The 23,473-nt window shown below is 42.7% G+C and carries 32 protein-coding genes and 1 pseudogene; 18 read left to right on the forward strand and 15 right to left on the reverse strand.

Features of this window, described 5'->3' with window-relative positions; genetic code table 11:
* Window positions 1-359 precede the first annotated feature (359 nt).
* Complete coding sequence (locus tag PU629_RS07850) at window positions 360-560, reverse strand: hypothetical protein (RefSeq protein ID WP_275283723.1); 201 nt, start codon at window positions 558-560, stop codon at window positions 360-362.
* A 243-nt stretch (window positions 561-803) separates the two neighbouring features.
* Here PU629_RS07850 and PU629_RS07855 point away from each other — a divergent pair, with 243 nt between their 5' ends.
* The 6 genes from PU629_RS07855 (at window position 804) to phoU (ending at window position 6,041) form a co-directional block, all read left to right on the forward strand.
* Window positions 804-1,748, forward strand: coding sequence for a phosphate ABC transporter substrate-binding protein (locus tag PU629_RS07855; protein ID WP_275284381.1), 945 nt, complete (start codon window positions 804-806; stop codon window positions 1,746-1,748).
* 128 nt (window positions 1,749-1,876) lie between these two features.
* Complete coding sequence (gene pstC, locus PU629_RS07860; RefSeq protein ID WP_343076308.1) at window positions 1,877-2,806, forward strand: phosphate ABC transporter permease subunit PstC; 930 nt, start codon at window positions 1,877-1,879, stop codon at window positions 2,804-2,806.
* On the forward strand, window positions 2,807-3,700 hold the full coding sequence (pstA, locus tag PU629_RS07865) for a phosphate ABC transporter permease PstA (RefSeq protein ID WP_275283724.1): 894 nt from the start codon (window positions 2,807-2,809) through the stop codon (window positions 3,698-3,700).
* A gap of 12 nt (window positions 3,701-3,712) precedes the next feature.
* Window positions 3,713-4,540, forward strand: coding sequence for a phosphate ABC transporter ATP-binding protein PstB (gene pstB, locus PU629_RS07870; protein ID WP_275283725.1), 828 nt, complete (start codon window positions 3,713-3,715; stop codon window positions 4,538-4,540).
* A gap of 36 nt (window positions 4,541-4,576) precedes the next feature.
* On the forward strand, window positions 4,577-5,344 hold the full coding sequence (pstB, locus tag PU629_RS07875; RefSeq protein WP_275283726.1) for a phosphate ABC transporter ATP-binding protein PstB: 768 nt from the start codon (window positions 4,577-4,579) through the stop codon (window positions 5,342-5,344).
* 40 nt (window positions 5,345-5,384) lie between these two features.
* Window positions 5,385-6,041: a phosphate signaling complex protein PhoU gene (gene phoU / locus PU629_RS07880; protein WP_275283727.1), complete on the forward strand. Its 657-nt coding sequence runs from the start codon at window positions 5,385-5,387 to the stop codon at window positions 6,039-6,041.
* Window positions 6,042-6,092: 51 nt separating this feature from the next.
* On the opposite strand, the gene PU629_RS07885 is transcribed toward phoU, so the two are convergent.
* Window positions 6,093-6,614 (reverse strand): hypothetical protein, encoded by a 522-nt coding sequence (locus PU629_RS07885; protein WP_275283728.1) that lies wholly within the window; start codon window positions 6,612-6,614, stop codon window positions 6,093-6,095.
* A gap of 12 nt (window positions 6,615-6,626) precedes the next feature.
* Complete coding sequence (locus PU629_RS07890; protein WP_275283729.1) at window positions 6,627-6,824, reverse strand: hypothetical protein; 198 nt, start codon at window positions 6,822-6,824, stop codon at window positions 6,627-6,629.
* Between the two features lie 447 nt (window positions 6,825-7,271).
* Here PU629_RS07890 and rpmG point away from each other — a divergent pair, with 447 nt between their 5' ends.
* The 5 genes and pseudogenes from rpmG (at window position 7,272) to PU629_RS07915 (ending at window position 9,425) form a co-directional block, all read left to right on the forward strand.
* Window positions 7,272-7,421 (forward strand): 50S ribosomal protein L33, encoded by a 150-nt coding sequence (rpmG, locus tag PU629_RS07895; protein WP_275283730.1) that lies wholly within the window; start codon window positions 7,272-7,274, stop codon window positions 7,419-7,421.
* A gap of 102 nt (window positions 7,422-7,523) precedes the next feature.
* Complete coding sequence (locus tag PU629_RS07900) at window positions 7,524-8,096, forward strand: 5-formyltetrahydrofolate cyclo-ligase (RefSeq protein ID WP_275283731.1); 573 nt, start codon at window positions 7,524-7,526, stop codon at window positions 8,094-8,096.
* Between the two features lie 34 nt (window positions 8,097-8,130).
* Window positions 8,131-8,718, forward strand: coding sequence for a molybdenum cofactor guanylyltransferase (locus PU629_RS07905; protein WP_275283732.1), 588 nt, complete (start codon window positions 8,131-8,133; stop codon window positions 8,716-8,718).
* Window positions 8,719-8,937: 219 nt separating this feature from the next.
* Window positions 8,938-9,145: pseudogene (locus PU629_RS07910) on the forward strand (transposase); the annotation flags it as partial.
* A 79-nt stretch (window positions 9,146-9,224) separates the two neighbouring features.
* Window positions 9,225-9,425 (forward strand): hypothetical protein, encoded by a 201-nt coding sequence (locus PU629_RS07915; RefSeq protein WP_275283733.1) that lies wholly within the window; start codon window positions 9,225-9,227, stop codon window positions 9,423-9,425.
* Window positions 9,426-9,433: 8 nt separating this feature from the next.
* Here PU629_RS07915 and PU629_RS07920 read toward each other — a convergent pair whose 3' ends face one another.
* Window positions 9,434-10,309, reverse strand: a complete 876-nt coding sequence (locus PU629_RS07920; RefSeq protein WP_275283734.1) for a hypothetical protein — start codon at window positions 10,307-10,309, stop codon at window positions 9,434-9,436.
* A gap of 333 nt (window positions 10,310-10,642) precedes the next feature.
* On the opposite strand from PU629_RS07920, the gene PU629_RS07925 reads away from it, so the two are divergent.
* The 3 genes from PU629_RS07925 (at window position 10,643) to PU629_RS07935 (ending at window position 14,462) form a co-directional block, all read left to right on the forward strand.
* Window positions 10,643-11,614 (forward strand): ROK family glucokinase, encoded by a 972-nt coding sequence (locus PU629_RS07925; protein ID WP_275283735.1) that lies wholly within the window; start codon window positions 10,643-10,645, stop codon window positions 11,612-11,614.
* A 795-nt stretch (window positions 11,615-12,409) separates the two neighbouring features.
* Complete coding sequence (locus tag PU629_RS07930) at window positions 12,410-13,600, forward strand: M14 family metallopeptidase (protein WP_275283736.1); 1,191 nt, start codon at window positions 12,410-12,412, stop codon at window positions 13,598-13,600.
* Window positions 13,601-14,078: 478 nt separating this feature from the next.
* The gene (locus PU629_RS07935) at window positions 14,079-14,462 is read left to right on the forward strand and encodes a hypothetical protein (RefSeq protein WP_275283737.1); all 384 of its coding nucleotides are present in this window, start codon (window positions 14,079-14,081) and stop codon (window positions 14,460-14,462) included.
* 65 nt (window positions 14,463-14,527) lie between these two features.
* On the opposite strand, the gene PU629_RS07940 is transcribed toward PU629_RS07935, so the two are convergent.
* Window positions 14,528-14,713: a DUF2759 family protein gene (locus tag PU629_RS07940; protein WP_275283738.1), complete on the reverse strand. Its 186-nt coding sequence runs from the start codon at window positions 14,711-14,713 to the stop codon at window positions 14,528-14,530.
* A 158-nt stretch (window positions 14,714-14,871) separates the two neighbouring features.
* Between PU629_RS07940 and PU629_RS07945 the strand changes: the two genes are divergently transcribed.
* The gene (locus PU629_RS07945) at window positions 14,872-15,501 is read left to right on the forward strand and encodes an MBL fold metallo-hydrolase (protein ID WP_275283739.1); all 630 of its coding nucleotides are present in this window, start codon (window positions 14,872-14,874) and stop codon (window positions 15,499-15,501) included.
* A 192-nt stretch (window positions 15,502-15,693) separates the two neighbouring features.
* Entirely contained in the window at window positions 15,694-16,419 is a 726-nt protein-coding gene (locus PU629_RS07950; protein WP_275283740.1) for a class I SAM-dependent methyltransferase, read from the forward strand.
* Between the two features lie 116 nt (window positions 16,420-16,535).
* On the opposite strand, the gene PU629_RS07955 is transcribed toward PU629_RS07950, so the two are convergent.
* Window positions 16,536-16,778 carry a DUF2626 family protein gene (locus PU629_RS07955; protein WP_275283741.1) on the reverse strand — a complete coding sequence of 81 codons (243 nt, stop codon included), beginning with the start codon at window positions 16,776-16,778 and terminating at the stop codon, window positions 16,536-16,538.
* 230 nt (window positions 16,779-17,008) lie between these two features.
* On the opposite strand from PU629_RS07955, the gene PU629_RS07960 reads away from it, so the two are divergent.
* Window positions 17,009-17,395, forward strand: a complete 387-nt coding sequence (locus tag PU629_RS07960; protein WP_275283742.1) for a Spx/MgsR family RNA polymerase-binding regulatory protein — start codon at window positions 17,009-17,011, stop codon at window positions 17,393-17,395.
* A 175-nt stretch (window positions 17,396-17,570) separates the two neighbouring features.
* Here the strand turns inward: PU629_RS07960 and PU629_RS07965 are convergent, their stop codons facing one another.
* From PU629_RS07965 to comGA, 9 genes are read right to left on the reverse strand one after another with little or no spacing between them, the layout of a single operon-like run.
* Window positions 17,571-17,771, reverse strand: a complete 201-nt coding sequence (locus PU629_RS07965; protein WP_275283743.1) for a YqzE family protein — start codon at window positions 17,769-17,771, stop codon at window positions 17,571-17,573.
* 18 nt (window positions 17,772-17,789) lie between these two features.
* Entirely contained in the window at window positions 17,790-18,305 is a 516-nt protein-coding gene (locus PU629_RS07970; RefSeq protein WP_275283744.1) for a shikimate kinase, read from the reverse strand.
* Window positions 18,302-18,703, reverse strand: a complete 402-nt coding sequence (locus PU629_RS07975) for a hypothetical protein (RefSeq protein ID WP_275283745.1) — start codon at window positions 18,701-18,703, stop codon at window positions 18,302-18,304. Before PU629_RS07975 ends, PU629_RS07970 begins: the two co-directional genes overlap by 4 nt.
* Entirely contained in the window at window positions 18,646-19,095 is a 450-nt protein-coding gene (locus PU629_RS07980; RefSeq protein WP_275283746.1) for a ComGF family competence protein, read from the reverse strand. Before PU629_RS07980 ends, PU629_RS07975 begins: the two co-directional genes overlap by 58 nt.
* Window positions 19,092-19,424, reverse strand: a complete 333-nt coding sequence (locus tag PU629_RS07985) for a prepilin-type N-terminal cleavage/methylation domain-containing protein (protein ID WP_275283747.1) — start codon at window positions 19,422-19,424, stop codon at window positions 19,092-19,094. Before PU629_RS07985 ends, PU629_RS07980 begins: the two co-directional genes overlap by 4 nt.
* A complete protein-coding gene (comGD, locus tag PU629_RS07990; protein WP_275283748.1) occupies window positions 19,408-19,875 on the reverse strand; it encodes a competence type IV pilus minor pilin ComGD in 468 nt (155 codons plus the stop codon). Before comGD ends, PU629_RS07985 begins: the two co-directional genes overlap by 17 nt.
* 2 nt (window positions 19,876-19,877) lie before the next feature.
* Window positions 19,878-20,192 carry a competence type IV pilus major pilin ComGC gene (comGC, locus tag PU629_RS07995; RefSeq protein ID WP_275283749.1) on the reverse strand — a complete coding sequence of 105 codons (315 nt, stop codon included), beginning with the start codon at window positions 20,190-20,192 and terminating at the stop codon, window positions 19,878-19,880.
* A gap of 26 nt (window positions 20,193-20,218) precedes the next feature.
* On the reverse strand, window positions 20,219-21,265 hold the full coding sequence (gene comGB / locus PU629_RS08000; RefSeq protein ID WP_275283750.1) for a competence type IV pilus assembly protein ComGB: 1,047 nt from the start codon (window positions 21,263-21,265) through the stop codon (window positions 20,219-20,221).
* On the reverse strand, window positions 21,237-22,310 hold the full coding sequence (comGA, locus tag PU629_RS08005; protein WP_275283751.1) for a competence type IV pilus ATPase ComGA: 1,074 nt from the start codon (window positions 22,308-22,310) through the stop codon (window positions 21,237-21,239). Before comGA ends, comGB begins: the two co-directional genes overlap by 29 nt.
* A 306-nt stretch (window positions 22,311-22,616) precedes the next feature.
* Here comGA and PU629_RS22565 point away from each other — a divergent pair, with 306 nt between their 5' ends.
* A complete protein-coding gene (locus PU629_RS22565; protein ID WP_481900507.1) occupies window positions 22,617-22,778 on the forward strand; it encodes a DUF5316 family protein in 162 nt (53 codons plus the stop codon).
* Window positions 22,779-23,473: the final 695 nt, after the last annotated feature.

A 23,473-nucleotide genomic window follows, 5' to 3' on the forward strand; every position in this document is an offset into this window, starting at 1 on the left:
ATGCTATCCTCCGCTAATCGAGCCGGAATGCCGAAATAAAGGACTGAGGTTACGCCTATTTCGGATGAGCGTAACGAGAATACGCTATCCTCCGCGAATCCGGCCAGAATGCCGAAATAAAGGACTGAGGTTACGCCTATTTCGGATGAGCGTAACGAGACTACGCTATCCGTCGCGAATCCGGCCGGAAAGCCGAACTAAGGGACTGACGTTACGCCTATTTCGGATGAGCGTAACGAGAACACGCTATCCTCCGCTAATCGAGCCGGAATGCCGAACTAAGGGACTGACGTTACGCCTAATTCGGATGAGCGTAACGAGACTACGCTATCCTCCGCGAAAGGGGCCGGAAAGCCGAACTAAGGGACTGACGTTACGCCTAATTCGGATGAGCGTAACGAGAATACGCTATCCGTCGCGAAATGGGCCGGAATGCCGAAATAAAGGACTGAGGTTACGCCTATTTTGGTTGAGCGTAACGAGACTACGCTATTCGCCTGAAAATGGGCGATGATTTGAGCAATTCTATGGTTCGTAAAACTATCTAAGGGTATTAGCAACTAACTGTGCTTAAAATCCTTGTTTTAAAGATGGGGATTTCGCGCAAACCAGCACGAAGCGAATTCGCAGATGTAAACCCAAGGGGTGGCTTCGAGGGAGTAGGTTTGTAAAATATCATTTACAAAGTGTTTACAAACCCTTTACCTCTCATTTATACGTTGTTTACATTTGTGGGTTAAGATATGAAATGTAGACAAAAACAAACCTATTTTTTTGGAGGGGACAAATTAATGTCAAAATGGATGAAACGCAGCGGTATACTTCTAGTTTTTGCACTCGTATTTGTATTAAGTGCCGCATGTGGAAGCAGCTCGAATGGTTCGAAATCTAACACTTCTAGCTCTAACGATTCTACAAGCTCAAGTGACTCAAGTTCAACTTCAAGTCAAGTTTCTGGAAAAATTGAAGTGGGCGGTTCTACTGCGTTACAACCTCTTGCGGCTGCAGCCGTGGATGGATTTACTCAAGCTAATCCAAAAGCCACTGTTGATGTACAAGGCGGCGGTAGTGGTACAGGCTTGACGCAAGTTGCTTCTGGGGCTTTTGACATTGGGATGTCAGATAAATTTGCTGAAGCACAAGACGGCATTGATGCTTCTCAGCTTGTTGACCATAAAGTAGCAGTCGTTGGGATGGCAGCCGCCATTAATCCAGCCGCTGGCATCACGAACATTTCTAAACAAGATCTAATCAAAGTTTTCACTGGTAAAGTAACGAACTGGAAAGAAGTAGGCGGAAAAGATCAAAAGATTGTTCTTGTAAACCGTCCAGCTGGTTCTGGTACACTTGCAACGTTCCAACAATTTGCTCTTGATAATCAAACACCAGCCACTTCTTCTTTAACAACAGATGCAAGTAATGATGTCAAAACAGATATTGAGCAAAATCCTGGTGCGATTGGTTACTTAGCTTTGTCTTACTTCACAGATGCTGATAAAGGGAAGATGACAGCTCTTTCTCTTGATGGTGTTGCTCCAACTGCCGCTAACATTGAAACAGGTAAATACCCTGTTTGGGCTTATGAGCACATGTATACTAAAGGTGAAGCGACTGGCGTTGCTAAAGCCTTCATCGATTACATCGACTCTGATGAAGTCCAAAAAGGTCTAGTTACTCAACAAGGTTATCTGCCAGTTAGCGATATGAAAGTTGTTCGCGATGCTGATGGTAATGTAACGAAAAAATAAGAAAACAATATATAATGAAGATTTAAATCGGAACAGGGGCGATTTCCTCAAATGGATGCCTCCTGTTTTGGCTTTTTTAGAAAAAGAGGCTGGTAATAAAGGGAGTTTGTGGAATTGGAGGGTTAAGGGTGAACGAGAAATATGTTGATATACCGGCAAGTGTTCGACTTAAAGGAAAGAAAAAGACAAAGGCTAGATGGGCTGAGACCGTAGCGGTTATTTGGATCCGATTTGCAGCCTTTCTTATGATATTAGCGGCTGTTGCCATTACTTTATTTCTAGTAGTGAAAGGCATGCAAGCCTTTGTTAAGGATGGAGTTCCAATAACCGAGTTTTTTAGTAAAAATTGGGCGCCAACAATTGCCCCTCCAACATTCGGAACCTTGATCTTTATCTTTGGCTCGTTTTCTGTGACATTTTTGGCTGCCCTAATTGCAGCTCCGATTGGGATTGGCAGTGCCCTTTTTATGACCGAAATATCGAAGAAATATGGGCGCAAAATTCTTCAGCCCGTTTTAGAAATATTAGTTGGGATTCCTTCGGTCGTCTATGGTTTCATCGGTCTAGTTGTCCTTGTTCCTTTCTTTCGGATTCATCTTCATGTTCCGACGGGCTTTGGTTTGTTACCGGCAGCTATAGTGGTGGCGGTCATGATTTTACCAACTGTAACAAGCATTTCGGCAGATGCCTTGCAAGCTGTTCCAGAGTCTATGAGAGATGCCGCTGCGGCACTTGGAGCGACACGCTGGCAAACGATTTGGCGTGTGATTATTCCGGCAGCCCTTCCCTCTTTGCTAACAGCTATTATTTTTGGAATGGCACGTGCCTTTGGTGAAGCATTAGCTATTCAAATGGTGGTTGGGAACTCGGCCCATTTTCCTAAAAATTTACTTGATCCAACCGGTACACTTACAACCCAAATAACACTGAGTATGGGTGAGACGCCTTCTGGTAGTGTGTTTAATCATGTGCTTTGGTCGATGGGACTTGTTTTACTCGTTATGTCTTATATTTTTATTATCTTAATTCGTGTGTTGTCGGCGAGGAGGAAATACTAAATGGCACGTGTGACAGATCGAATCGCCACAATAATGATGACTCTGTGCGTGGTCCTTATGATTGCGATACTATTTTCATTATTAGGTTACATCTTTTATAACGGATTAGCAGATATTTCTTGGCATTTTCTTACGACTCATTCAAGCTCTTATCTGGCAGGCGGCGGTATTGTCGATCAATTGTGGAACTCATTTTATTTACTCATTCTAACGTTAGTGATCAGTACGCCGCTTGGTGTGAGTGGCGGGATCTACTTAGCTGAATACGCAAGCCAAGGGAAGGTAACCGCTATTATTCGGACATGTGTGGAGGTATTATCCTCCTTACCATCCATCGTCGTTGGCCTATTTGGACTCCTTATCTTCGTTGATCTATTCCATTGGGGTTTTTCCATTTTGGCAGGGGCTCTCGCTTTGACTGTTTTTAACCTGCCTGTAATCGTTCGAGTCAGTGAGGACGCTATACGTGCCGTTCCTCAGTCACAGAAAGAAGCGGGTCTCGCTCTTGGGCTAACCAAATGGCAAACCATTCGAACGATTCTTTTGCCATCCGCCTTTCCAGGTATTTTGACAGGCGTTATTCTTTCAGCTGGCCGTATTTTTGGTGAATCCGCCGCTTTACTGTTCACGGCGGGTTTATCATCACCTAAATTAATGTTCACTGATTGGAATCCGTCTTCACCGCTTTCGCCACTTAATCCTATGCGTTCAGCGGAGACTTTATCTGTTCATATTTGGGCAGTTAAGCAGCAAGGAATCATGCCGGATATTAATCAAATTGCCAACGGCGCTTCAGCTGTCCTCGTCATCATCGTCTTAATTTTTAACTTTGGAGCCCGGTTTGTTGGTTCTGTCATTCATAAACGCATGTCAGGTAAAAATAGCAGGGCATAGGAGGCTTTAAGTATGGTTTTGACAGCAGAACAGGTAAAAAAAGAAAGGCAGGCAGAGCCTTTGTCGTTAAGCCCAGTTACGCAAGATGAACTTGTTTTAAATGTAAAAGATCTAAGTGTTTTCTATGGAACCAATGAAGCCATTAAGAAAGTAAGCCTGCCCATACGCAAAAATAAGGTCACGGCTTTTATTGGGCCATCCGGATGCGGGAAATCGACGTTTCTCAGAACGATCAATCGCATGAATGATCTTATTGATTCGATCGCGTATAAAGGAGAAATCCAATATGAGGATGTCAATCTTCTTGAGACGGATATTGATGTCGTCGCTTTAAGAAAAGAGATCGGGATGGTTTTTCAACGCCCTAATCCTTTTCCTAAGTCGATCTATGAGAATGTTGCTCATGCGCTTAAATTTTATGGGATTACGAAACGCTCAGAAAAAGATGCGATCGTTGAAGAGAGTTTAAAGCAAGCCGCTTTATGGGATGAAGTGAAGGATCGCTTGCAGGATTCGGCCTCTGTTTTATCGGGAGGGCAGCAGCAACGCTTGTGTATCGCTCGGGCCCTCGCTTTAAAACCAAAAATTTTATTGTTAGATGAGCCCTCATCTGCACTTGATCCGATTGCTAGCAGTAAAATTGAAGATTTACTGGAGACTTTAAAAAACAACGTCAGCATAGTCATTGTGACACATAATATGCAGCAAGCTTCACGAGTGGCGGACCGAACCGCCTTTTTCTTCCAAGGTGAACTTGTTGAGGAAGACGAAACAGAGATCATCTTTACGAACCCGAAACAAGAGCTGACAGAACGATATGTTACAGGTAAATTTGGTTGATTTTTAAGAAATCTACTGTCAAAGGTTGGGAGACACTTGGAAAGCTCGAATGATACGGTATTTGATGTCATAGATTTTAATTTATGGTATGGAAAAACACGTGCCTTAAAAAATATTAATTTGAAAATAAACGAAAAAGAAGTGACGGCGATTATTGGTCCATCGGGTTGCGGTAAATCGACGTTTCTTAAGTCATTGAACCTAATGAATTCAAATACACCCGGGATAGGGAAATCCGGACAGATCCTTTATCATAATTCGGATATTAATCATTCATCCACTGACTTAGTTAAGCTTAGAAAAGAAGTGGGGATGGTTTTCCAAAAACCACTGCCGTTTGCGATGTCGCTCTTTGATAATGTTACTTTCGGTCCGAAGCTTTCTGGGGTTAAGAGTAAAAAAGCATTAGCTGAAATCGTGGAGACGTCATTAAAAAGTGTTGGTCTTTGGGATGAGGTGAAGGATCGGCTTCATGATTCCGCAATGGGATTATCTGGCGGACAACAGCAGCGGCTATGTACAGCAAGAGCGATTGCAACTAAACCAGAAGTCCTTTTAATGGATGAACCGACATCGGCACTTGATCCCATATCTGCAGCAAAGATGGAAGAACTCATGCTGGAGTTAAAAGAAGACTATACCATTGTGGTTGTCACTCACAACTTGCAGCAAGCTGCTCGTACTTCCGATAAAACAGCTTTCTTTTTAATGGGAGAACTGATTGAAATAAGTGAAACGACCAAGATGTTTTCTAATCCTGAAGATCAGCGGACAGATGATTATTTATCTGGTAGATTTGGTTAATAGATATATATATAATGGGTGTTAATTGGAGGGATTTCGGATGTCGGTGAGAGAACACTTTCAAGCTGAGCTTGATGATTTGAAGCAATTGAATGTCCAATTGGGCTTATCTGCCAAACAAGCATTGAGTCGTTCGGTGCAAGCCATGATGGAGCAAGATATAGAATTAGCGGAAAAGGTCATTAAGGAAGATGCTGAAATAAATAAAAGAGAGGCTATGGTTCAGGAACGTGCGATTGCTTTAATTGCCAAGCAGCAGCCGGTTGCGACGGATCTTCGCCGAATTATTGTGGCGATGAAAATTGCCTCAGATGTAGAGCGGCTTGGTGATTTGGCAGTCAATATTAGTAAATCGGTTAAAGAAATTGGCAGCGATCCTTACATTAAGCCACTCGTTGATTTACCTAAAATGGCCAAATTGGTGGATCGAATGCTTGATCAGGTTTTAGATGCGTTTCAAAAGGATTCTGTTCCCCTTGCGATGTCAGTCGCCCAGCAAGATGACCAAGTTGACGAGCTCTATGGACTCATTACCCGTGACTTGTTTCAAATGATGTCAGGACAGCCTGATAAAATCGCTCAAATTGCCCAATTATCCTTTATTTGTCGCCATTTTGAACGTGCCGGTGATCATGTCGTTAATATTTGTGAATCCATTGTTTATTTAGTTAAAGGCATACGCTGTGACTTGGATTAATCTAAAAAAGGTGTCCACCAGAATAAGAAACTGGGGGCACCTTTTTTTAGTTTATTGGTGATTTTTGGTTAAGACTTTGGTTATTTGATCAATGGACATATCACTTGAAACCGTGAATTTGCCTAGCTGCAGATATTTGTCATATTTATTCTTATGCATGTAATCATAAAGGGTTTGCTTGTCTTTAATAATATGATTTTGTTCGAGCTCTTTGGCTACGTCCCAAACTCCCATTCCGGACTTCACCGTAATGGTCATCTTCTTAACAGCAGGAGTCTTTGGGCTAGTCGGAGCTTTCTTCTCGCTCGTTGTTTTATCAGAAGATTGAGCGGAGTCTTTTGAAGGTGTTGAAGCCTTCTCTTGATCAGCCTGCCACTTCTTGTAAGTATCTTCATCCATGGCAATTTGGCCATGATCGTTTAAATAGCGATCCACTTGAGCTTGCTTGAGAGAAGAGGTTGCCTTAGTTGTGACGCTCTGAGTGGGATGAGGCAATATATAGTAATAGATAGCGACCAGTGCGCAGGATAAGAATACTCCTGCCGCAAAGCCTCTTAATCCATTTTGAGTCATAAGAGTCCTCCTTTATTGATCGCGTTCAACAATCTTTGATTCCTCTTCAAGAACACGAATTTTTTTCTTCACTTTATGAAGCTCTTGCATAAGGGTTATCGACGTGCTTTCAATTTGGTTTTCAATTCTCTTAGTGCTTGAGTCTCTGAAGGAAGACATGACAAGCGCCACAATACCAATAATGAGTAAAATTAGAATTAGGTAACCCATGGTATAGCCTCCTTTACCTGAATTTCGCAAGTCCTCTTTTCCCTTGTGACTGCGTGGACAAAACCACGTATCTCTCTACTTATATCATAAGGCGTGTCAGATAAGAAGCGTTTTTAGGAAAAAGAAAGAAATTTGTAATGTTTGTCCTAAATTTGTCGAAAAATAATTAAAATTAACCAAATAGTCAGGAAGGAAGGTATGATTTGTTTAACGACGCGGGGCTGCTTAAAGTTTTAAAAAGCAAATCGTTTGAAAAGACCTTTTGGATCAAAAAGTCCTAAGTCATGTCGATCTCAGAGGAGGAGGAATCGCGATAAGTGGGTAGATCGCCTGCACAAAAGAGAGGGGACAAAAGAACTTTCAAACAGCGGACTCTGTCTCTTGATTTATTCAATCCAAAATGATATTATTTAGTTTGTTATGATATTTTTATAAGGGGGGACCATTATGCGCGTACAAATTACTTTAGAATGCACAGAAACTGGCGATCGTAATTATATTACGACAAAAAATAAACGTACGAACCCTGAGCGCATCGAATTGAAAAAATATAGCCCGCGCTTAAAGAGACACACGATTCACCGTGAAACAAAATAAGTCTTATGAGACCGAATTATTCGTCATGGATACTCGGTCTTTTTGTTTGCCTATTTGTTCGTTTTCCGGTAGCGATCAAGTCCTTTTAGGAGGTGATTCTTTGTGGAGAAATCGAGATTACGCAGTCAGATGAAGCAACTATTGAGTCAAATGGATCTAGAGCAAAAGAAGAAAGACGATCAAGCCCTCCATGACGCTTTAATCGCTTGTCCTTTTTGGCAAAAGAGCGAGACCATTGGATTAACGCTTTCAACCGCTCATGAAATCGACACCTATTCTTTAATCAAGCGGGCATGGGAAGGGAAGAAGCAAGTCGTCGTGCCAAAATGTGACCCGAGCAAGAAACAGCTCACATTTCGTCAGTTGACCTCTTTTAATCAATTAGAATCCGTTTATTATGGCCTAATGGAGCCGATTGTTGAGAAAACAGAAGCGGTAAAACATGAAGACATCGATCTCATTATTGTGCCAGGGCTTTGGTTCGATTCTCGGGGGTATCGCATTGGTCATGGCGGCGGCTATTATGATCGTTACCTTTCACAATATAAGGGGATGACGGCCGCATTAGCCTATAATGAGCAGGTGATTGATTTGGTTCCAAACGAGGATTATGATCAACCGGTTCAATGGCTGATCACCCCGCAATCGATTAGAGCCTGTCAGCCAAACAAATAAAGGAATCCGTTTAGTTAAAGGAGGAGCGATACAGTTGCGAATCGGAGTGATTTTATCAGGTGGAACGTCTAGCCGCTTTGGCCGGCCAAAGGCCTTTGTCTGCTACAAAGATCGTTATTTTTATGACTATGCCAAAGAGCAATTAAAGCCTTATGTCGAGGAAATTGTCGTGGTGAGTCATCCCGATTTGGTTGAACGCTTCAGCCAAGACCCTGAAATAAAGGTTATTCAAGATGTACAAGCTTTTCAAGGGAAGGGACCGCTCGCAGGCCTTTACTCCGCGTTTCAAGCATTCCCCTCTGACGCTTACTTAGTTTTGCCTTGCGATGCCCCTTTTGTACAGGCTGATTTTATGCAATGGTTGATCGAAGAGGCGGAACAGCATTCTGAATCCAATGGAATCGTTCCCATTGCTGAAGGCCGATTACACCCGCTGATGGGCTTATACAAGCGAAAGTGCCTCGCTGTATTAAAATCTCTCCTACAAGCGAATCAATTAAAAGTAAGCGGGCTGATTGAACAGGCGAATGTAGCAGCGGTACAAGTTAGCCCGTCACTTAATCCGATTTCATTTAATAATATTAATACAAAAGAGGATCTTGAAAAAATACAATCCAATTGAATCGGTTTCATGGATCCATCCTCTAGCCATACTTGTCTAACCTATGGCGATAGGTATTATGAAATGGTTTATTTTAAATAAAATGAGTATCCCCTTTACTCAGAATGAAGTTTAACAAGAACTAACGGTTGGTAATGATGGTTACTAACAATGGTTCTTGAAAGGGTGTTTAGTTGGCACGAGTATCAAGTATTTAAAGCCAAAGAAAGTCCAGATCATCTTCATTGGCCCCACACGGTTATCTCAAATGCCAAGGCTTTTGTGGGTGGAACGTATCACGGGCTTGATTCCAAGCATCTCCAAGCCTATTTAGACGAATTATGTTATCGATTTAATCGATGAAAATTTCCAAGGTGAATGGTTCCATCGTTTAGGAAATCTCCGTGCTTCAACAAAAACAGTTACTTATTCTGAGCTAGTGGGATAATCTTATTAAATAATTCGATCATGAGAATAAGGAGAAGCTTCCCTGCCCATATTAAAAGAAAAAAAGGGGGAATTCGGGGATGCGCCGAACAGCAAGCCCGTTTATCTTAATCGCTTTGCTTTTAATGGTGGTGTATCGCAATCGTTTTCGGTTGCTTGTTATCGCTGTTCTTACGCTGGTCGTCAAAAGGCAACTGGAGCGGACAGATGAAAATGGAGTAAAGATAACGGATCGCTTTGATGGACTGTCTTGGGTGACGGATCGCTTCTTTAGAAAGTGATGCCGCTTCTAATTAGTGATGGACTGCTTCAAAAGTTGAAGTTGCCCCTCTTTTGTTTGGATGATCACATAGAGTTCATTGTTTTTTTTAGGATACAAAATGATCGGCATAGAACTGCCAATTGGACTTTCAATGTCATGATTACTGAGGTGGATCCCTAATATATAGTTTTTATATAACCCTTCCCATAGTTGACTGATGACTTTTTGGGAATTTTTTTTGTTTTGGCCCGGTAAGGCGTTTTTTCGATAGGTTTCTAAGCGGGTTAAAGGAATGATAGCGTAATCCTTTAATTTCAGGTGAAAATTCTTTGCGGCTTGTTTGATTATCGATTGCTGTTCTTGTTCAATGGACCGTGACAGCTTCTGATAAAACTTTGTTTCCGATTGGTCAACGGGGATTTTAAAAGCTTCGGGTTTTTGAGAGTCGCCCGTTTGAACAAATAAATGATCGTAGCTCATGACTTCAGCACTTCCTATTGCTCCATTGCTGAGATGAGATTCCGCATAATGAACCGTCAAGCCTTCAAAGAGACGGTTTCCTTCAGTTGAAACGGATTGGTGGTGCGTAAGAGAAGTAACTTGCTGCTTCCATTTATTTGAAACCTGTATCAGTTTACCGTTTTGGAAAAGGAGACCAACATCCTGTCTTAAATAAACAGGAAGATTGGTTTCTGATGCGATCTCCCAATGAATTTTATAGCTTGAGGAGGCGTCGATCGGCTCAAGCGACAGGTTTGTTTCGGCCTTAGTAAAATGGATCGCTGGATCATTTGGGAAATAGGTTAAGCTATTGATGGTCTGGTGTTGCCCAATGTAAGTATGTATGAGCGTCGCCGTTAACAGGGCGAGAAAAATGATCCATATGAAGTTGCGTCGAAGCATTCTCATTCCACCTTTTTTGTTGAGATAAGCTTTCCCTTAAAAGAACTGTGGATGGCTTTATTTACAGTGTTTTTGTCGTCTATGTGTTATTAACGGTTTGGCAGGTTTTCCGTTCCGGTAAAGAAGGGTGTGACTCATGAGGTGGAGACCGCACAGAGAACTAACATTTAAGAAAATGACTAGGCTTGTACAGTCTATGCGAATCCCTAATAGAAATATGAATGGTTCCCGAGAGAACCCCTATGAAAAAAAACTTTGAAAACCGATATCTAGACAATCATCATGAGGTTTGGGAGAATATAAGTATATAAAGAAAAAGTGAGGAGTCATGAAATGGAAACTAAATCACTCTATGCTAGTGTGGACCTTGGGGGAACATCAATAAAGTGTGCTCTTATTGATTCTGAAGGGGAATTGATCTATAAATGGGAAATACCTACTGATATAAGCAATCATGGTCAGAATATTACACAAGACATTAGTACAGCTCTTGGTGAGACGCTTAAGAAATTAGACATTCCAAAGGATCGTCTAGTTGGAATTGGCATGGGAGCGCCAGGATTTGTGGATATAGAAACAGGCGTAGTAGCGGAAGCGGTCAACTTGGGTTGGAAGAACTACAATCTTAAGAAAGCGCTTGAAGAGGCGACTCAATTACCGGCTTTTGTGGATAATGATGCAAATGTTGCGGCATTAGGTGAACGCTGGCAAGGAGCAGGTGAGGGGGCCGACGATGTTCTGGCGGTGACTCTCGGAACGGGTATTGGCGGCGGTATTATAGCCAATGGGAAGATCCTTCACGGCATAAGCGGAATGGCGGGGGAGATCGGCCATATTACCGTCATACCTGAAGGGGGTTATCCTTGTAATTGTGGGAAGACAGGCTGTCTTGAGACGGTTTCCTCGGCTACCGGAATTCGTCGCCTGGCACTTGATCAACTTCCAGAGCATCCTGAGAGTACGTTACATAACCTTTATGAAAAGAACAGTGATCTAAGCTCGAAGGATGTATTTGATGCAGCAGAAGCCGGAGATTCTTACGCTGTATTGATCGTGGAACGTGTGACATTCTATCTTGGATGGGCATTAGCTAACCTTGCAAATACGTTAAATCCTCAAAAAATAGTCATTGGCGGCGGAGTATCTTTAGCTGGCGAAACCTTGATGAGCCCGTTGCGTCACCATATGAAAACCTTTAGCTTAAGAGGGGCTTTTGAAGGGCTTGATCTTGTCCTTGCTACACTAGGCAATGATGCCGGCATTTACGGCGGCGCCTGGTTAGTTAAACATAACATGGAATACTAAAATTTAGAGAGGGCTCAATCAGAGCTCTCTTTTTATTGTTTAGCGTACTAAAAATAAACTTCTCAACTTGAGGGCGGCACAACCTTAAAATCAAGGTGCCCGTAGAAGCTTCTCGAAATCCTCCACCTTGTTTTGTGTGATGGAGGCTGCAACACACGTAGAGTGCTCCCGCCACGCCTCATGTTTGTGTGATGGAGCCGCCAACGCACAGAAAAAGCCCCGCGCCCGTCTCATGTTTGTGTGATGGAGCCTTCAACGCACAGAAAAGGCCCCGCGCCCGCCTCGTTTTTGTGTGATGGAGCTCCCAACGCACACAAAGTGCCCCGCGCCCGCCACATGTTTGTGTGATGGAGCCTTCAACGCACAGAAAAGGCCCCGCGCCCGCCACATTTTTGTGTAATGGAGCTCCCAACGCACACAAAAAGCCTCGCGCCCGCCACATGTTTGTGTGATGGAGCCCTCAACGCACAGAAAAGTCCCCGCGCCCGCCTCGTTTTTGTGTGATGGAGCTCCCAACGCACACAAAAAGCCACGCGCCCGCCACATGTTTGTGTGATGGAGCCGCCAACGCACAGAAAAGTCCTCGCGCCACGCCTCATTTTGTGTGATGGAGCCTCCATCAGATCCCCCATCATACACGGTGGACCCCACACACATTTGTTCTTTTATTGGGAAATGGTATAAACGCCAAACAGTGCCCGAGAGTCCTGCTATTCAAATGGGTCTAGCGAAACATATATCTAGAATGTTCAAGCATATAGTTTATATAGATGAGCATCTTGGGAGGGTGTTGGTATGCGTGTTTCGGTAAGAGAAGGAGATACACTCAACTACTACAGCCAATTATTTGATATTCCGCTTCGGCTTATTTTGGACAGCAATCGGGAGCTTTACGGCCATTCTATAAAAGATATCGAAAAGGTGTCGATACCTGGGTATATCAAACAAGATTACATGTTAAAAAAAGGCGAAACCATTTGGAGCGTATCCATGGATCGAGGGATTGCCTTAGATGCTCTCTATCTCATGAACCCTGATCTGGATCCCTATTCTTTTACGACAGGTGACATTGTTTATATTCCCGTTCGAGTGACCAAGCGAATTGTTAAGGTGACCAAACCCTATGATTATAAGTCCTTGATGAGTGATCTTAACAGGCTGCAAGTGCTCTATCCATTTTTAAAGCAGGAATCCATTGGTCGGTCAGTTCTGCGAAAGTCTATTCCAGAAGTGCGAATAGGACGTGGTGAGAGTAAAATCCATTTTAATGGGTCATTCCATGCTAGGGAGTGGATCACCTCGGCCATCCTTACGACCTTTTTAAATGACTATTGCTTAAGCATAACGACTAAACGCTCCATTCGCGGGATTAACTTGGCCTATTATTATGAAAATATCGATTTATCAGTGGTTCCGATGGTGAATCCTGATGGCGTTGATTTGGCCATTCACGGAAATCGAGTTGCAGGCGACTATAAAGATCATGTTATGAAGCTTAATGATGGCTCAGAGGATTTTTCAAAATGGAAAGCCAATATTCGTGGGGTGGATCTTAATAATCAATTTCCAGCCAAATGGGAAATTGAACAGGCGCGAAAACCGCAAGCGCCGGCTCCCGAGAATTTTCCTGGTGAGAAGGCATTGTGTGAACCTGAATCGAAGGCTATGGCGACGTTAACCGTTGAATCGGATTTTGACCGCGTTCTTGCCTTGCATACTCAAGGTCAAGAAATTTACTGGGGCTTTGAGGGGCAGGAGCCTCAGGAAGCGGAGCGACTTGCGCAAGAATTCTCCCGAGTAAGCGGCTATGAGGCAATCCAAACGTTAGACAGCTATGCCGGCTATAAAGATTGGTTTATACAGGAATGGCGAAGGCCCGGTTTTACAATAGAATGCGGCGAAGGAGACCATCCGCTTCCGCTTGAACAATTCCCTAAGATCTATCAAGAGACACTTGGGCAGTTATTAGCTGCTTTATATATGTAGTGAGATTGATTACAACAAGAGACTTGGCCTGTTGCCAGGTCTTTTTATGTGGAAAAGGAGTAAGGACAGTTTGTAAAACATGAGCAAGCAGGGTTTGCCCACGAAAAAGGCGGAGCGGCCAGGGGAAATGGTGGGCAAGTGAAGCTTACCCACGAAAATGGATGAGATGAGAGCCAAAATGGTGGGTAAGATAAGCATGCCCACGAAAAAAGGCGGCTGCAGCCAGGAAAAGGGTGGGAAAATCTCCCTCCCTCAAATCTGTCTATGGACGGCGAAATCAAAACGGCCCTATATGAAATTTAGGGTAAAAAAATAACAGTTTTCATTAAAAATTTACGTTTAAATAATGGACAAAATAAACTTTAACAGAAATGTTAGATGAAATGTTACAATCATAAGTCATTACATTGAAAACGCTTACTTATTCTGTAAACTCTGATATACTGATAAAAAGATTGGTTCGAGAGGGGGCAAACAGGTGGACCTATATTTTCTAAGAATGGATACGGGTTACGATGCTGTAATGCTTGCCGTCAAGGATGAGGAAGGTAGTTATAATGTCTATCGAGTCGATGAACAGGAAGAAGAAGAGCAAGCGCTGTGCTTATTTAAAGAAACGGATCCAGATCAATTAAGGGATCATGTCCGTAAGTGGTGCCAATCGCATCTCCCAGAGGAATTAAAAATGGTTGAGATCCCCGTCATTGGGGGCATTCAATCCGTCGAGAAGCTGAAGCGGTTTTTGGAGCAACAAGCCATCCCTTATGAACGTCGTCAGCAAACCTTTTACGTGAGCAGACGTGTTTTCGATCGGGTAACTCAAATTTTGGATTCAGATGAAATAGGCGAGTGCGGTGCTTAAATAGTTAAATAGTCAAAAAAAGGGATGAGCAGCGGGCTCATCCCTTTTTGACTATAAACAAACGATTAACTTCCAACTGGGACTCCACCGCCATTAAGGACGTCAATGATCGTCATGATTGAAAAGTACCCGAGTACAGCGAAGGCTATGAAGGCGTAAACAGCCCCAAAGATATTACGGCGTTTTGCTTCTCGGAAAATGCCTGCTAGACATAAAAGTGCAATAAGAAGAAAAAGAATACCAGTAACCATACTTGTAAGCGCCTCCCTAAAAATGTCCGAATTATATGTATACAAAGATTATTTTACCTTTAAAAAAGTGTTTTGTCGAGTCCGCTTTTGACGACAAAACTGACTTGTACAAAGATGTTTGATAAGATAATAAAAGAAGCTGAAGCGGAGGGATTATCATGAAGTGGACACAGATTCCATTAGGCGTATTTCAAACGAATTGCTATGTGCTAGCTAACGAGTCGGGGGAAGCCTTGATTATTGATCCAGGAGATGAGCCGGAGAAAGTCAACAAAGTGATCCATCATGAAGGAATCAAGCCGCTTGCCATTTTGTTAACTCATGCTCATTTAGATCATATTGGAGCTGTTGATGTCTTAAGGGATGAGTGGAAGATTCCCGTTTATATTCATCAGGAAGAGAGCGATTGGTTAGGAGAGCCTGAAAAAAATGGTTCCCTTTATTTTGAAGGTGTCGAGCCGATCAAACTAAAGCCAGCGGATCATGTGATTAAAGGAGAAACAGATAGGACTATTGGCGGCTTTCGCTTTTTTGTATTTGAAACGCCTGGTCATTCACCAGGGAGTGTTTCGTTCTATTTCGCCGATCATCATGTTGTTTTCTCAGGTGATGCGCTCTTTTATGGAAGCATTGGTCGAACCGATTTATACGGTGGAGATGCGGAAACATTACTTTCCTCTATTGAGACAAAACTCTTGACGCTGCCTGAGGAGACAGTGGTCGCACCGGGCCATGGCTTGGAAACAACGATTGGTCATGAGAAGCTCACCAATCCGTTTCTCGTGTAAAAAGAGTGTGGATCGTTTCGAAATACGTATCCGAACACTTACCACGTGTCTGCTCACTTGCCACTTGGTAGAAGTAAAGCTGACGCCCATTGACATGACTTTGGGAATGAGGATAGACGTAACTCGAGCTCGAACCTTTTAGGCCGTCCTTCCATATGATAATGGGAGACAAAGGGAAAAGGGGAGAGACGCGTGAGCAACAAGCAGTATTTAGATTTCTTGGCGAAGTTTGGGATCAGCAGTGCACATCCTGGTGGGTTTCCGCTCACGAAAGCCTTATTAGAGGATGCGCATCTTACCACACATCATCACGTGCTGGATGTGGGATGCGGGACTGGGGAAACCTCGGTCTATATGGCTAAGATGTATAAATGTAAGGTAACGGCGATCGACCTCCATCCAGAGATGATTGCCCATGCTAAGAAACGAATTCAGTCCAATCGCGTACCGGTTCATTTAGTACAAGGGGATGTGCAGCAATTACCATTTGAGGAGCGTTCCTTTGATGCGATTTTTGCAGAATCAGTCACTGTTTTCACAGATTACAAGAGAACATTAAAAGAATATGCAAGGGTCTTAAAGTCAGGCGGCGTTCTATATGATGTAGAAATGACGTCCAATCGACCACTGCACCCTTTGGAAGAAGAGGAAATTAAGCGCGTTTATCAAATCGGACGCGTTCCAACAGAAGTCGACTGGAGGATAGGCTTTGAAGAAGCGGGCTTTAAGCAGGTTACTTTATTGTCACCAGAGGTTTTATTAAAGAACCAGCCGCAAACGGTTTTGCCTGATGCCTCACAATTCGACTTCTCACAGCAATTAGATTTAGAGGCTTTTAATACATGGCTCAATCATATTCAGATCATGGATAAATATCGACACGTTTTATCCTACCGCATTTACAAAGCTAGTGTATAAAAAGCGGTTTACTTGGTTCGATTATTGGTACAGGGTCGACAAGCTAATGAAAATAAAAAAAATAAAAACGCTAAAGCCCAATAAAGCCTTAGCGTTTTTTAAAATGCCTACGTTTCTTATTGGGAACCACCAGGAACCATCATAAAGGCGGACCAATAAGTAAAGCCAACAAAGAACAAGGTCAGATAGGCGCCAAATATGTATATATATGTCCGTTCAGATAAGCTTAGATAACTGACCGTTAAGAAAAAGATGGCATTAGCAAAAAAGAGAAATGACATAGGTAATAATCCACCTGCTAGTGCCATTACAGCAAATACACCTGTCCAAAACGCCATAACACGAAACATTTTTGGCATAATTTCCCTCCTTGTCTCCCCTTATTACATTTTAAATTATAGTGGATGGATATCCATCTGTAAATGAAAAACTAAAAAATAAGCGCTTTAAGTCTGATTATTTATATAATACCGATAGTTTATAAGGATCCTTGAAAAAAATAAATATTATTTAGTTAAATGGGTTTAAATAATGGGCGAATTGGGAATCAATTCTATTAGACAAAGGATTTCTGCGAGGAGGCGAATGGATGTCACGTTTGGTCTTTTATACTTATCCGAGCTGTACATCATGCCGTAAAACAAAGGCTTGGTTAAAACAGCACCATGTTGAATATGAAGAACGGCATTTGTTTAAAGAAACACCCGATATTGAAGAGCTATTTGATATCATAAAATTAACCCATGAAGGCATCAAAGATATTTTGGCGACTCGAAGTGAGACGTTTAAGAAGCTTAACATTGACCTTGATGAGCTCAAGGTTAGTGAAGTCCTTCAATTGCTCCATGATGAACCCCGACTTTTGAGACGCCCTATTTTAACTGATGGGCAAAAACTAGTTGTTGGGTTTAATAAAAGCGGCTTACAGAAGCTAGGCTCAAAAGATCTATCAAACAGTGAAAAGAATGTTTCTTAACCATCGTCCAACCCTTGCCAATGTATGAAGTCCGTTGACCCTCGTAAATATAAAAAATAACTCCATTAATTAGGGGAAGCCCCTGTTAATGGAGTTCTTTTTATACTTGGTCTAGCGACAGACTTCTACTTGAAAGAATGACTGCTTGACGGAGTCTATCCCCGCCTATTCGTCATCAACGGCGGGATTTGATTTGTTTTTTCACCGTTCCAAAAAATTGGGAACAGGCAAACGGAACAAGACCGAAAAGCTCTTCTTTAATTGAGGACTTGGCAAGTTTACGTTCCGCTTTCATTTGCTTTCTAAAATCCCGCGGCTGATTCATATAATGGACAAATTGTTCGGTTAAATACTTGACATAGTCATCTGATTTCATTGACATCACCTGTTTCTATTATGCCCAAAAACGATGATCTCTACTCAAAAAACCAATAATTTCTGTGACAATCGTGTCAATGGATTTCCCCGCCGTATTAACAACATAATCCGCTTCAAGATAATAAGGGAGGCGATGCTCAAATAAATTGAGAATAGCCTTGGTGTCTTTCATTTCGAGTAAAGGACGTGTCGTATCCCCTTTCAAACGTTCGAGGAGGGTGGCGGGATCTGAATGCAAATAAATAATGAGCCCGCTTTCTCTCATAACATGGCGGTTAGAAGGGTTCGTAACCATACCGCCGCCTGTTGTGATGAGAACAGGCTGTCCGCTCACCTTTTGTAAAATTTTTTGCTCATATTTCCGAAAAGACTCCTCACCCTCATCTTTAAAGATGTCTTTAATCGATTTCTTTAGGGCGGTTTCTATCAGTTCATCAGTATCAAAAAGGGTAAGGGAGAGGGCCTCTGATAAAGCCTGTCCAATTGTCGTTTTCCCTGCTCCCATAAAGCCTGTCAAAAATAAGGTTGTCATTGCGTCACCCACTTTTCTAATTTCTTTGTCTCTTTATTATATATGAACCAAGCTTTGATTACCGAATTGAAATCATTCATTTGACTTAAATGTACTTCATACTGAGAGGACGACACCGTCTGAATCGTATAGGAGACAACTTTTTCCCCTTCAGTTAAATCACCAGAACCTTCCACGTCGTCTGTTTGATTGATTTTATCACATAGATCGTCTTTTGCAGATTGAAAAGCAAGAAAGTTACGATTAACCGCCCTCATATAAGCATAATCAGATTGGGCGATGCGATATCTGTCTAACTCATAAAAACAAAACATCGCAATCAACAAAAGAGAAACAAGTGTCAAGGGGAGGATGAAGCCGTCATTATTGGCCGATCGAGTCCGCAGATGAAGTGCCATTGTTCTGCTCTTCCTTTCTGGTCAACAAGTGTCATCACAACAACGCCATCATTCATTGTAAAGGTAGCGGAAGAAATGTCGTTTATGACAATTTCATAACCTTTAGAATCAACCTGACGGACAAGGCGTCCTCCTGTTGCCGCATAGTAGATCTGGTCACTATTGACTTCAAACGAGAGGGAAGTTGGTGTCACTTGTACATGTTGTCCCCCGAGCAGCTCTTGTTCGAGTTGATGGGCAGCAAGATAGAAGGCCTCACTTTGGTTATGTGGTTCCTGGCTTACGTGATGAAAGAAGGTGAGCAACTGTAATAAAAGCAGGCTGACGACGCAAAGCACCATTAAACCCATAAGCGCATAGAGAAGTGTATACCCCTTTTCGTTTCTCATCATTTTTTGATCTCTCCACATTCCTTGCCGGTTCGTTTTGAAGTCTCGGACCATGTGACACAAAGCTGCCCCAAATTGTCTTGAGTGGAAAAATGAAGGTAGAACATCGTATTGAATTGACTTATTTCCCTCGGGACAGGGGTGTTAATGAGTGCCCAATCAATCAAGGTGTTGTGAATGATTTGTAAAGCGGTCTTATGCTCTTGAAGAATCTTTTGTTCAAGCTCTGCTGTGATAAACACGGGAACGAGGTAACGGATACTGATGGTCAATATTAGAAGAGACACGAGAGCTTCTGATAAAGTAAATCCTAACTTATTTTTGAGTAACATAAAATCGGCCTTGGCCTAGCAGAAAGGTTATTTGATAAGTCTCATTTTTAGATCGAATTAACAAGGTCCCTGCCTGGGAAATCCCTCCTGAACTTGAAAAGTAGAAGTTGAGTGGAAGGCTTCCTTTTTCGACTTGAACAAACGACGGTACCGATAAGTTATTCAAACGTTCGAACGTTGAATAAAAAGAGAAAACTTCATGCTTATTATTATCAAACTCAATATAGACCTTTCGGTGATTGGTGAATGCAGCGAGCTGGGCGTCTTCAAGAAACTGAGTTAAGCTTTCGATGAATTGGGTCATTTGTTGATGTTCAAAAGCCGGGACTGCTTTTAAAATAAAGATAGGAAATAACGTCAGCATAATTGAACTCGCGAGTAGGGTTTCAAGGAGCCAGGTTCCCGAACGGCTAATTGTAAGAGTACGGATACGGTAGGCGAATTCTTTCATTTTTAAGGCTCCCGAGTGACCTGATCATCATTTAATACAAGTGTTCCCCCATCTGGACAGGTGATTTGATCAACGTAGCCATCGTCCACAAGGGTTTGCAGATCAGGTAAGGGGGTGTCTTTATCCATTTCATATTGGGCCACTTCACCCTGAAGCAATTTCATGGTTGCTTCACAGCTCTTTTGTTTGACGACAGTGTTCGATTTCGTCATATTAGGGACTGCTATAAGCAAAAGGATGGACATAATGAGCAAGACGATCATCATTTCGATCATGGTGAAAGCGTTTTTGTTTAGGAGTGTTTTCAAAAAATTCATTGCTATTTCTTCCTTTCAAATTTTAATTAAAGGCCTTTCATCATATCGAACATAGGCAATAAGAGACTGAGAAACATGACTAACAGAAAACCGCCGATTAGGAAAAAGAAGAAGGGTTGAATAAAGAGTATCCACCGGTTCAATTTTTGCTCCAGTTTGTTAAATAACAGTTGGCTATAATCGACGAGTGTAGGGCCAAGTCGCCCGCTTTCTGATCCATTGACAATAACGGTTGCTAGATCTTTGGTGTAGAACGTGCGACGGGCTAAAACAGAGGAGAGGCTAAGCCCTGCGTTTAGTTTTGCTTGGAGATAATGGGATTCATTTTTTAAAAAGGGATGGAAGGACTGCTCACCCATGACATCTAAGGCTTGATTTATGGCCATACCAATTTTCAAAAGGGAGCCAAAATGAGCGGCAAAGGAGGACGTCAAGCCGAGCTTAATAAAAGGAGAAAGGATCGGGAGGGAAATCAATAGCTTAAGCCGCTGTTCATAGGACATATTCCGCTTAAGCACGAAGAATCCGGCAATTACCCCAAGACTGACAAAAAGGAAGATGAGAAGAATCTGGGGGAGATGCGCACTAAAGGAAAGGAGCGCGAGAGACAGCGGTGGAAGGGAGATAGACATCGAATCATACAGGGTTTTAAAATTGGGCAGAAGATCATGAACAATAATCGTTCCCATTATCAGAACCATCCAAAGCAAAAAGATCGGGTAACGAAGAAGCTGACCCATGCGTTTTCTCCTCTGACAACGGCTTAATAACAGATTGCCTGCCTCGCGAAATCCAGTTGAAAGAGAACCGGTATGGGTGGAGAAATGTAAATAGGAGACGACATCCTCAGAAAAATGATGTTCATTGAGAACGTGTGCGACGGGGTGACCATCTTTTAGAGAGCGCAGCAAACTATCAATGTTCTTCTTGACCGTCGGACGAGCTTCGGCTTGCTGCAGCAGCAGGGCTTCCTTAAGTGAAAAACCTCTGTCAAGACAAGAGCCGACTCGGACTAAGAACTCTGCCCGCTGCTCATTGGACCACCTATCGAGAAAGACTAAGATGTTCATCATAGGCCTTCTTCACCTCATGAGAGATATACCCAAGGGCATAAGCTTCTTCATAGTAATCATCCAAGCGTTTAAACTTTAATCGTTTGGCCTGCGGGTCCGTTAATGCATGATGCAGCGGCATACCTGTTAATATTTCATAGAGAGCGGTTCGTTTATGCTGGGTGAATAGCCGATTGGGACAATCCTTCTGGCAAACGGGTCCGCAGGTGGGACATTGAATGGTAATGAGTCGTTGTGCCGTGACGCCTATTAACGTTTCTTTCAAATCAAATCGAGAAATGCCAAGCTCCGTCATGCGATGAATCGCCCCTAATGTATCAAACGCGTGTACCGTTGAGAGGACAAGTTTACCGGAAAGAGATGCCCGTATGGCGATGGTCGCGGTTTCTTGATCCCGTATTTCACCGACCATAATAATGTCAGGATCATGTCTCAGAATGGCTTTAAAGCCCGAATAAAACGTTAGGTCCGACCGTTCATTGACTTCCATTTGGACAAAACCAGGATGGCGTTTTTCAATAGGATCTTCCAGTGTAATAATTCGCGCATTGTAACGCTTCTTGGCTTCGGAGAGAAGGGCATAGAGGGTGGTCGTTTTGCCAGCACCCGTTGGTCCAGCAATTAAAAGGAGCCCATTGTCATAGCTTAATAAGGTGTGGAGCTGCTTAGAGGCTTCAGGAAACAGGGTAAGCTCACTTAAACGATTCGTTCGGGAATGTGGAAGGAGCCGAATGACTAAGCTTTCTTGGGAGGCAATGGGTAAGGTAGAGAAACGGAGATGCAAGCAGTCGTTCTGGAGCCAATAATCAAAAGCACCGCTTTGGGGTCTCCGGTAATCACCGATGTCCATGCCCGCTCGAAATTTAAAGTGAGCAATTAATTGTTTGGCTTTTGCCTGTGGTAAGTAATCAAATTCATACAAATGACTGTTGATACGAAATTCAATAAGGGTTGTGGTTTCTTGGGGGACGAAATGGATGTCGGAGGCGTGGCTTTCAGAGGCTGCTTGCAAAAGGGAGGCAGCATAGGTTTCTACTTCATGCAACTAAACACCTACTCTCATAAAAAGTTTAAATGGAAAAAGGGGATAGTTAAAGAATTCACCATTCGACAGAAGATTCCTCCTTTTGTCGAAAAATATTTAAAAAAATTTGTTCTCTGTTATTTTATTAAAATATAATTAAGAATAAAAAGGGGGGGATGGTATCTGATAAATCGTATACTGAAATAGTTACTCATCGGATTTGGTTTAGCGTTAGCAGGAATTATAATTGGTCTCTTTGTTTTAGGGGTTCATAAAATATACTTTGTAACCGGTGGTATTGGAACAATTTTTCTTGGCTTAAGCATAATATTGTCTGGATCATTAGCTGATGGTGACCGGATGAGGGTCAATTATGAAACTGAAACTTCAGAGTATCGGTTAAAAAAAGACCGCTTTGTTACTAATTCTTTATATATTGCTATACCAAATTTAGCTATAGCGTTGGCCCTCTATTTTTTAGTTAACTAATCCTAATTTCTTATACCTCCTACCGGTTAAGCAGGGCAAAACTACCCCTATCCATGCATTCTGGAGTCAATAGCCGGAATTTTACCGTTACTTGTGATGAACGCCAAAATAGGGTTGAGGGCAGGCAAGAAAGGCGTTCATCGAGGGGATGAACGCCAAAATAAGGTTGAGGGCAGGCAAGAAGGGTGTTCATCAAGGGGATGAACGCCAAAATAGGGTTGAGGGCAAGCAAGAAGGGCGTTCATCAAGGGGATGAACGCCAAAATAGGGTTGAGAGCAGGTAAGAAGGGCGTTCATCGAGGGGATGAACGCCAAAATAGGGTTGAGGGCAGGCAAGAAGGGCGTTCATCGAGGGGATGAACGCCAAAATAGGGTTGAGGGCAGGCAAGAAGGGCGTTCATCAAGGGGATGAACGCCAAAATAGGGTTGAGGGCAGGCAAGAAAGGCGTTCATCAAGGGGATGAACGCCAAAATAGGGTTGAGGGCAGGCAAGAAAGGCGTTCATCAAGGGGATGAACGCCAAAATAGGGTTGAGAGCAGCTAAGAAAGGCGTTCATCAAGGGGATGAACGCCAAAATAGGGTTGAGAGCAGGCAAGAAAGGCGTTCATCAAGGGGATGAACGCCAAAATAGGGTTGAGGGCAAGCAAGAAGGGCGTTCATCAAGGGGATGAACGCCAAAATAGGGTTGAGAGCA

Source organism: Pullulanibacillus sp. KACC 23026, from assembly GCF_029094525.1.
Lineage (GTDB): Bacteria > Bacillota > Bacilli > Bacillales > Sporolactobacillaceae > KACC-23026.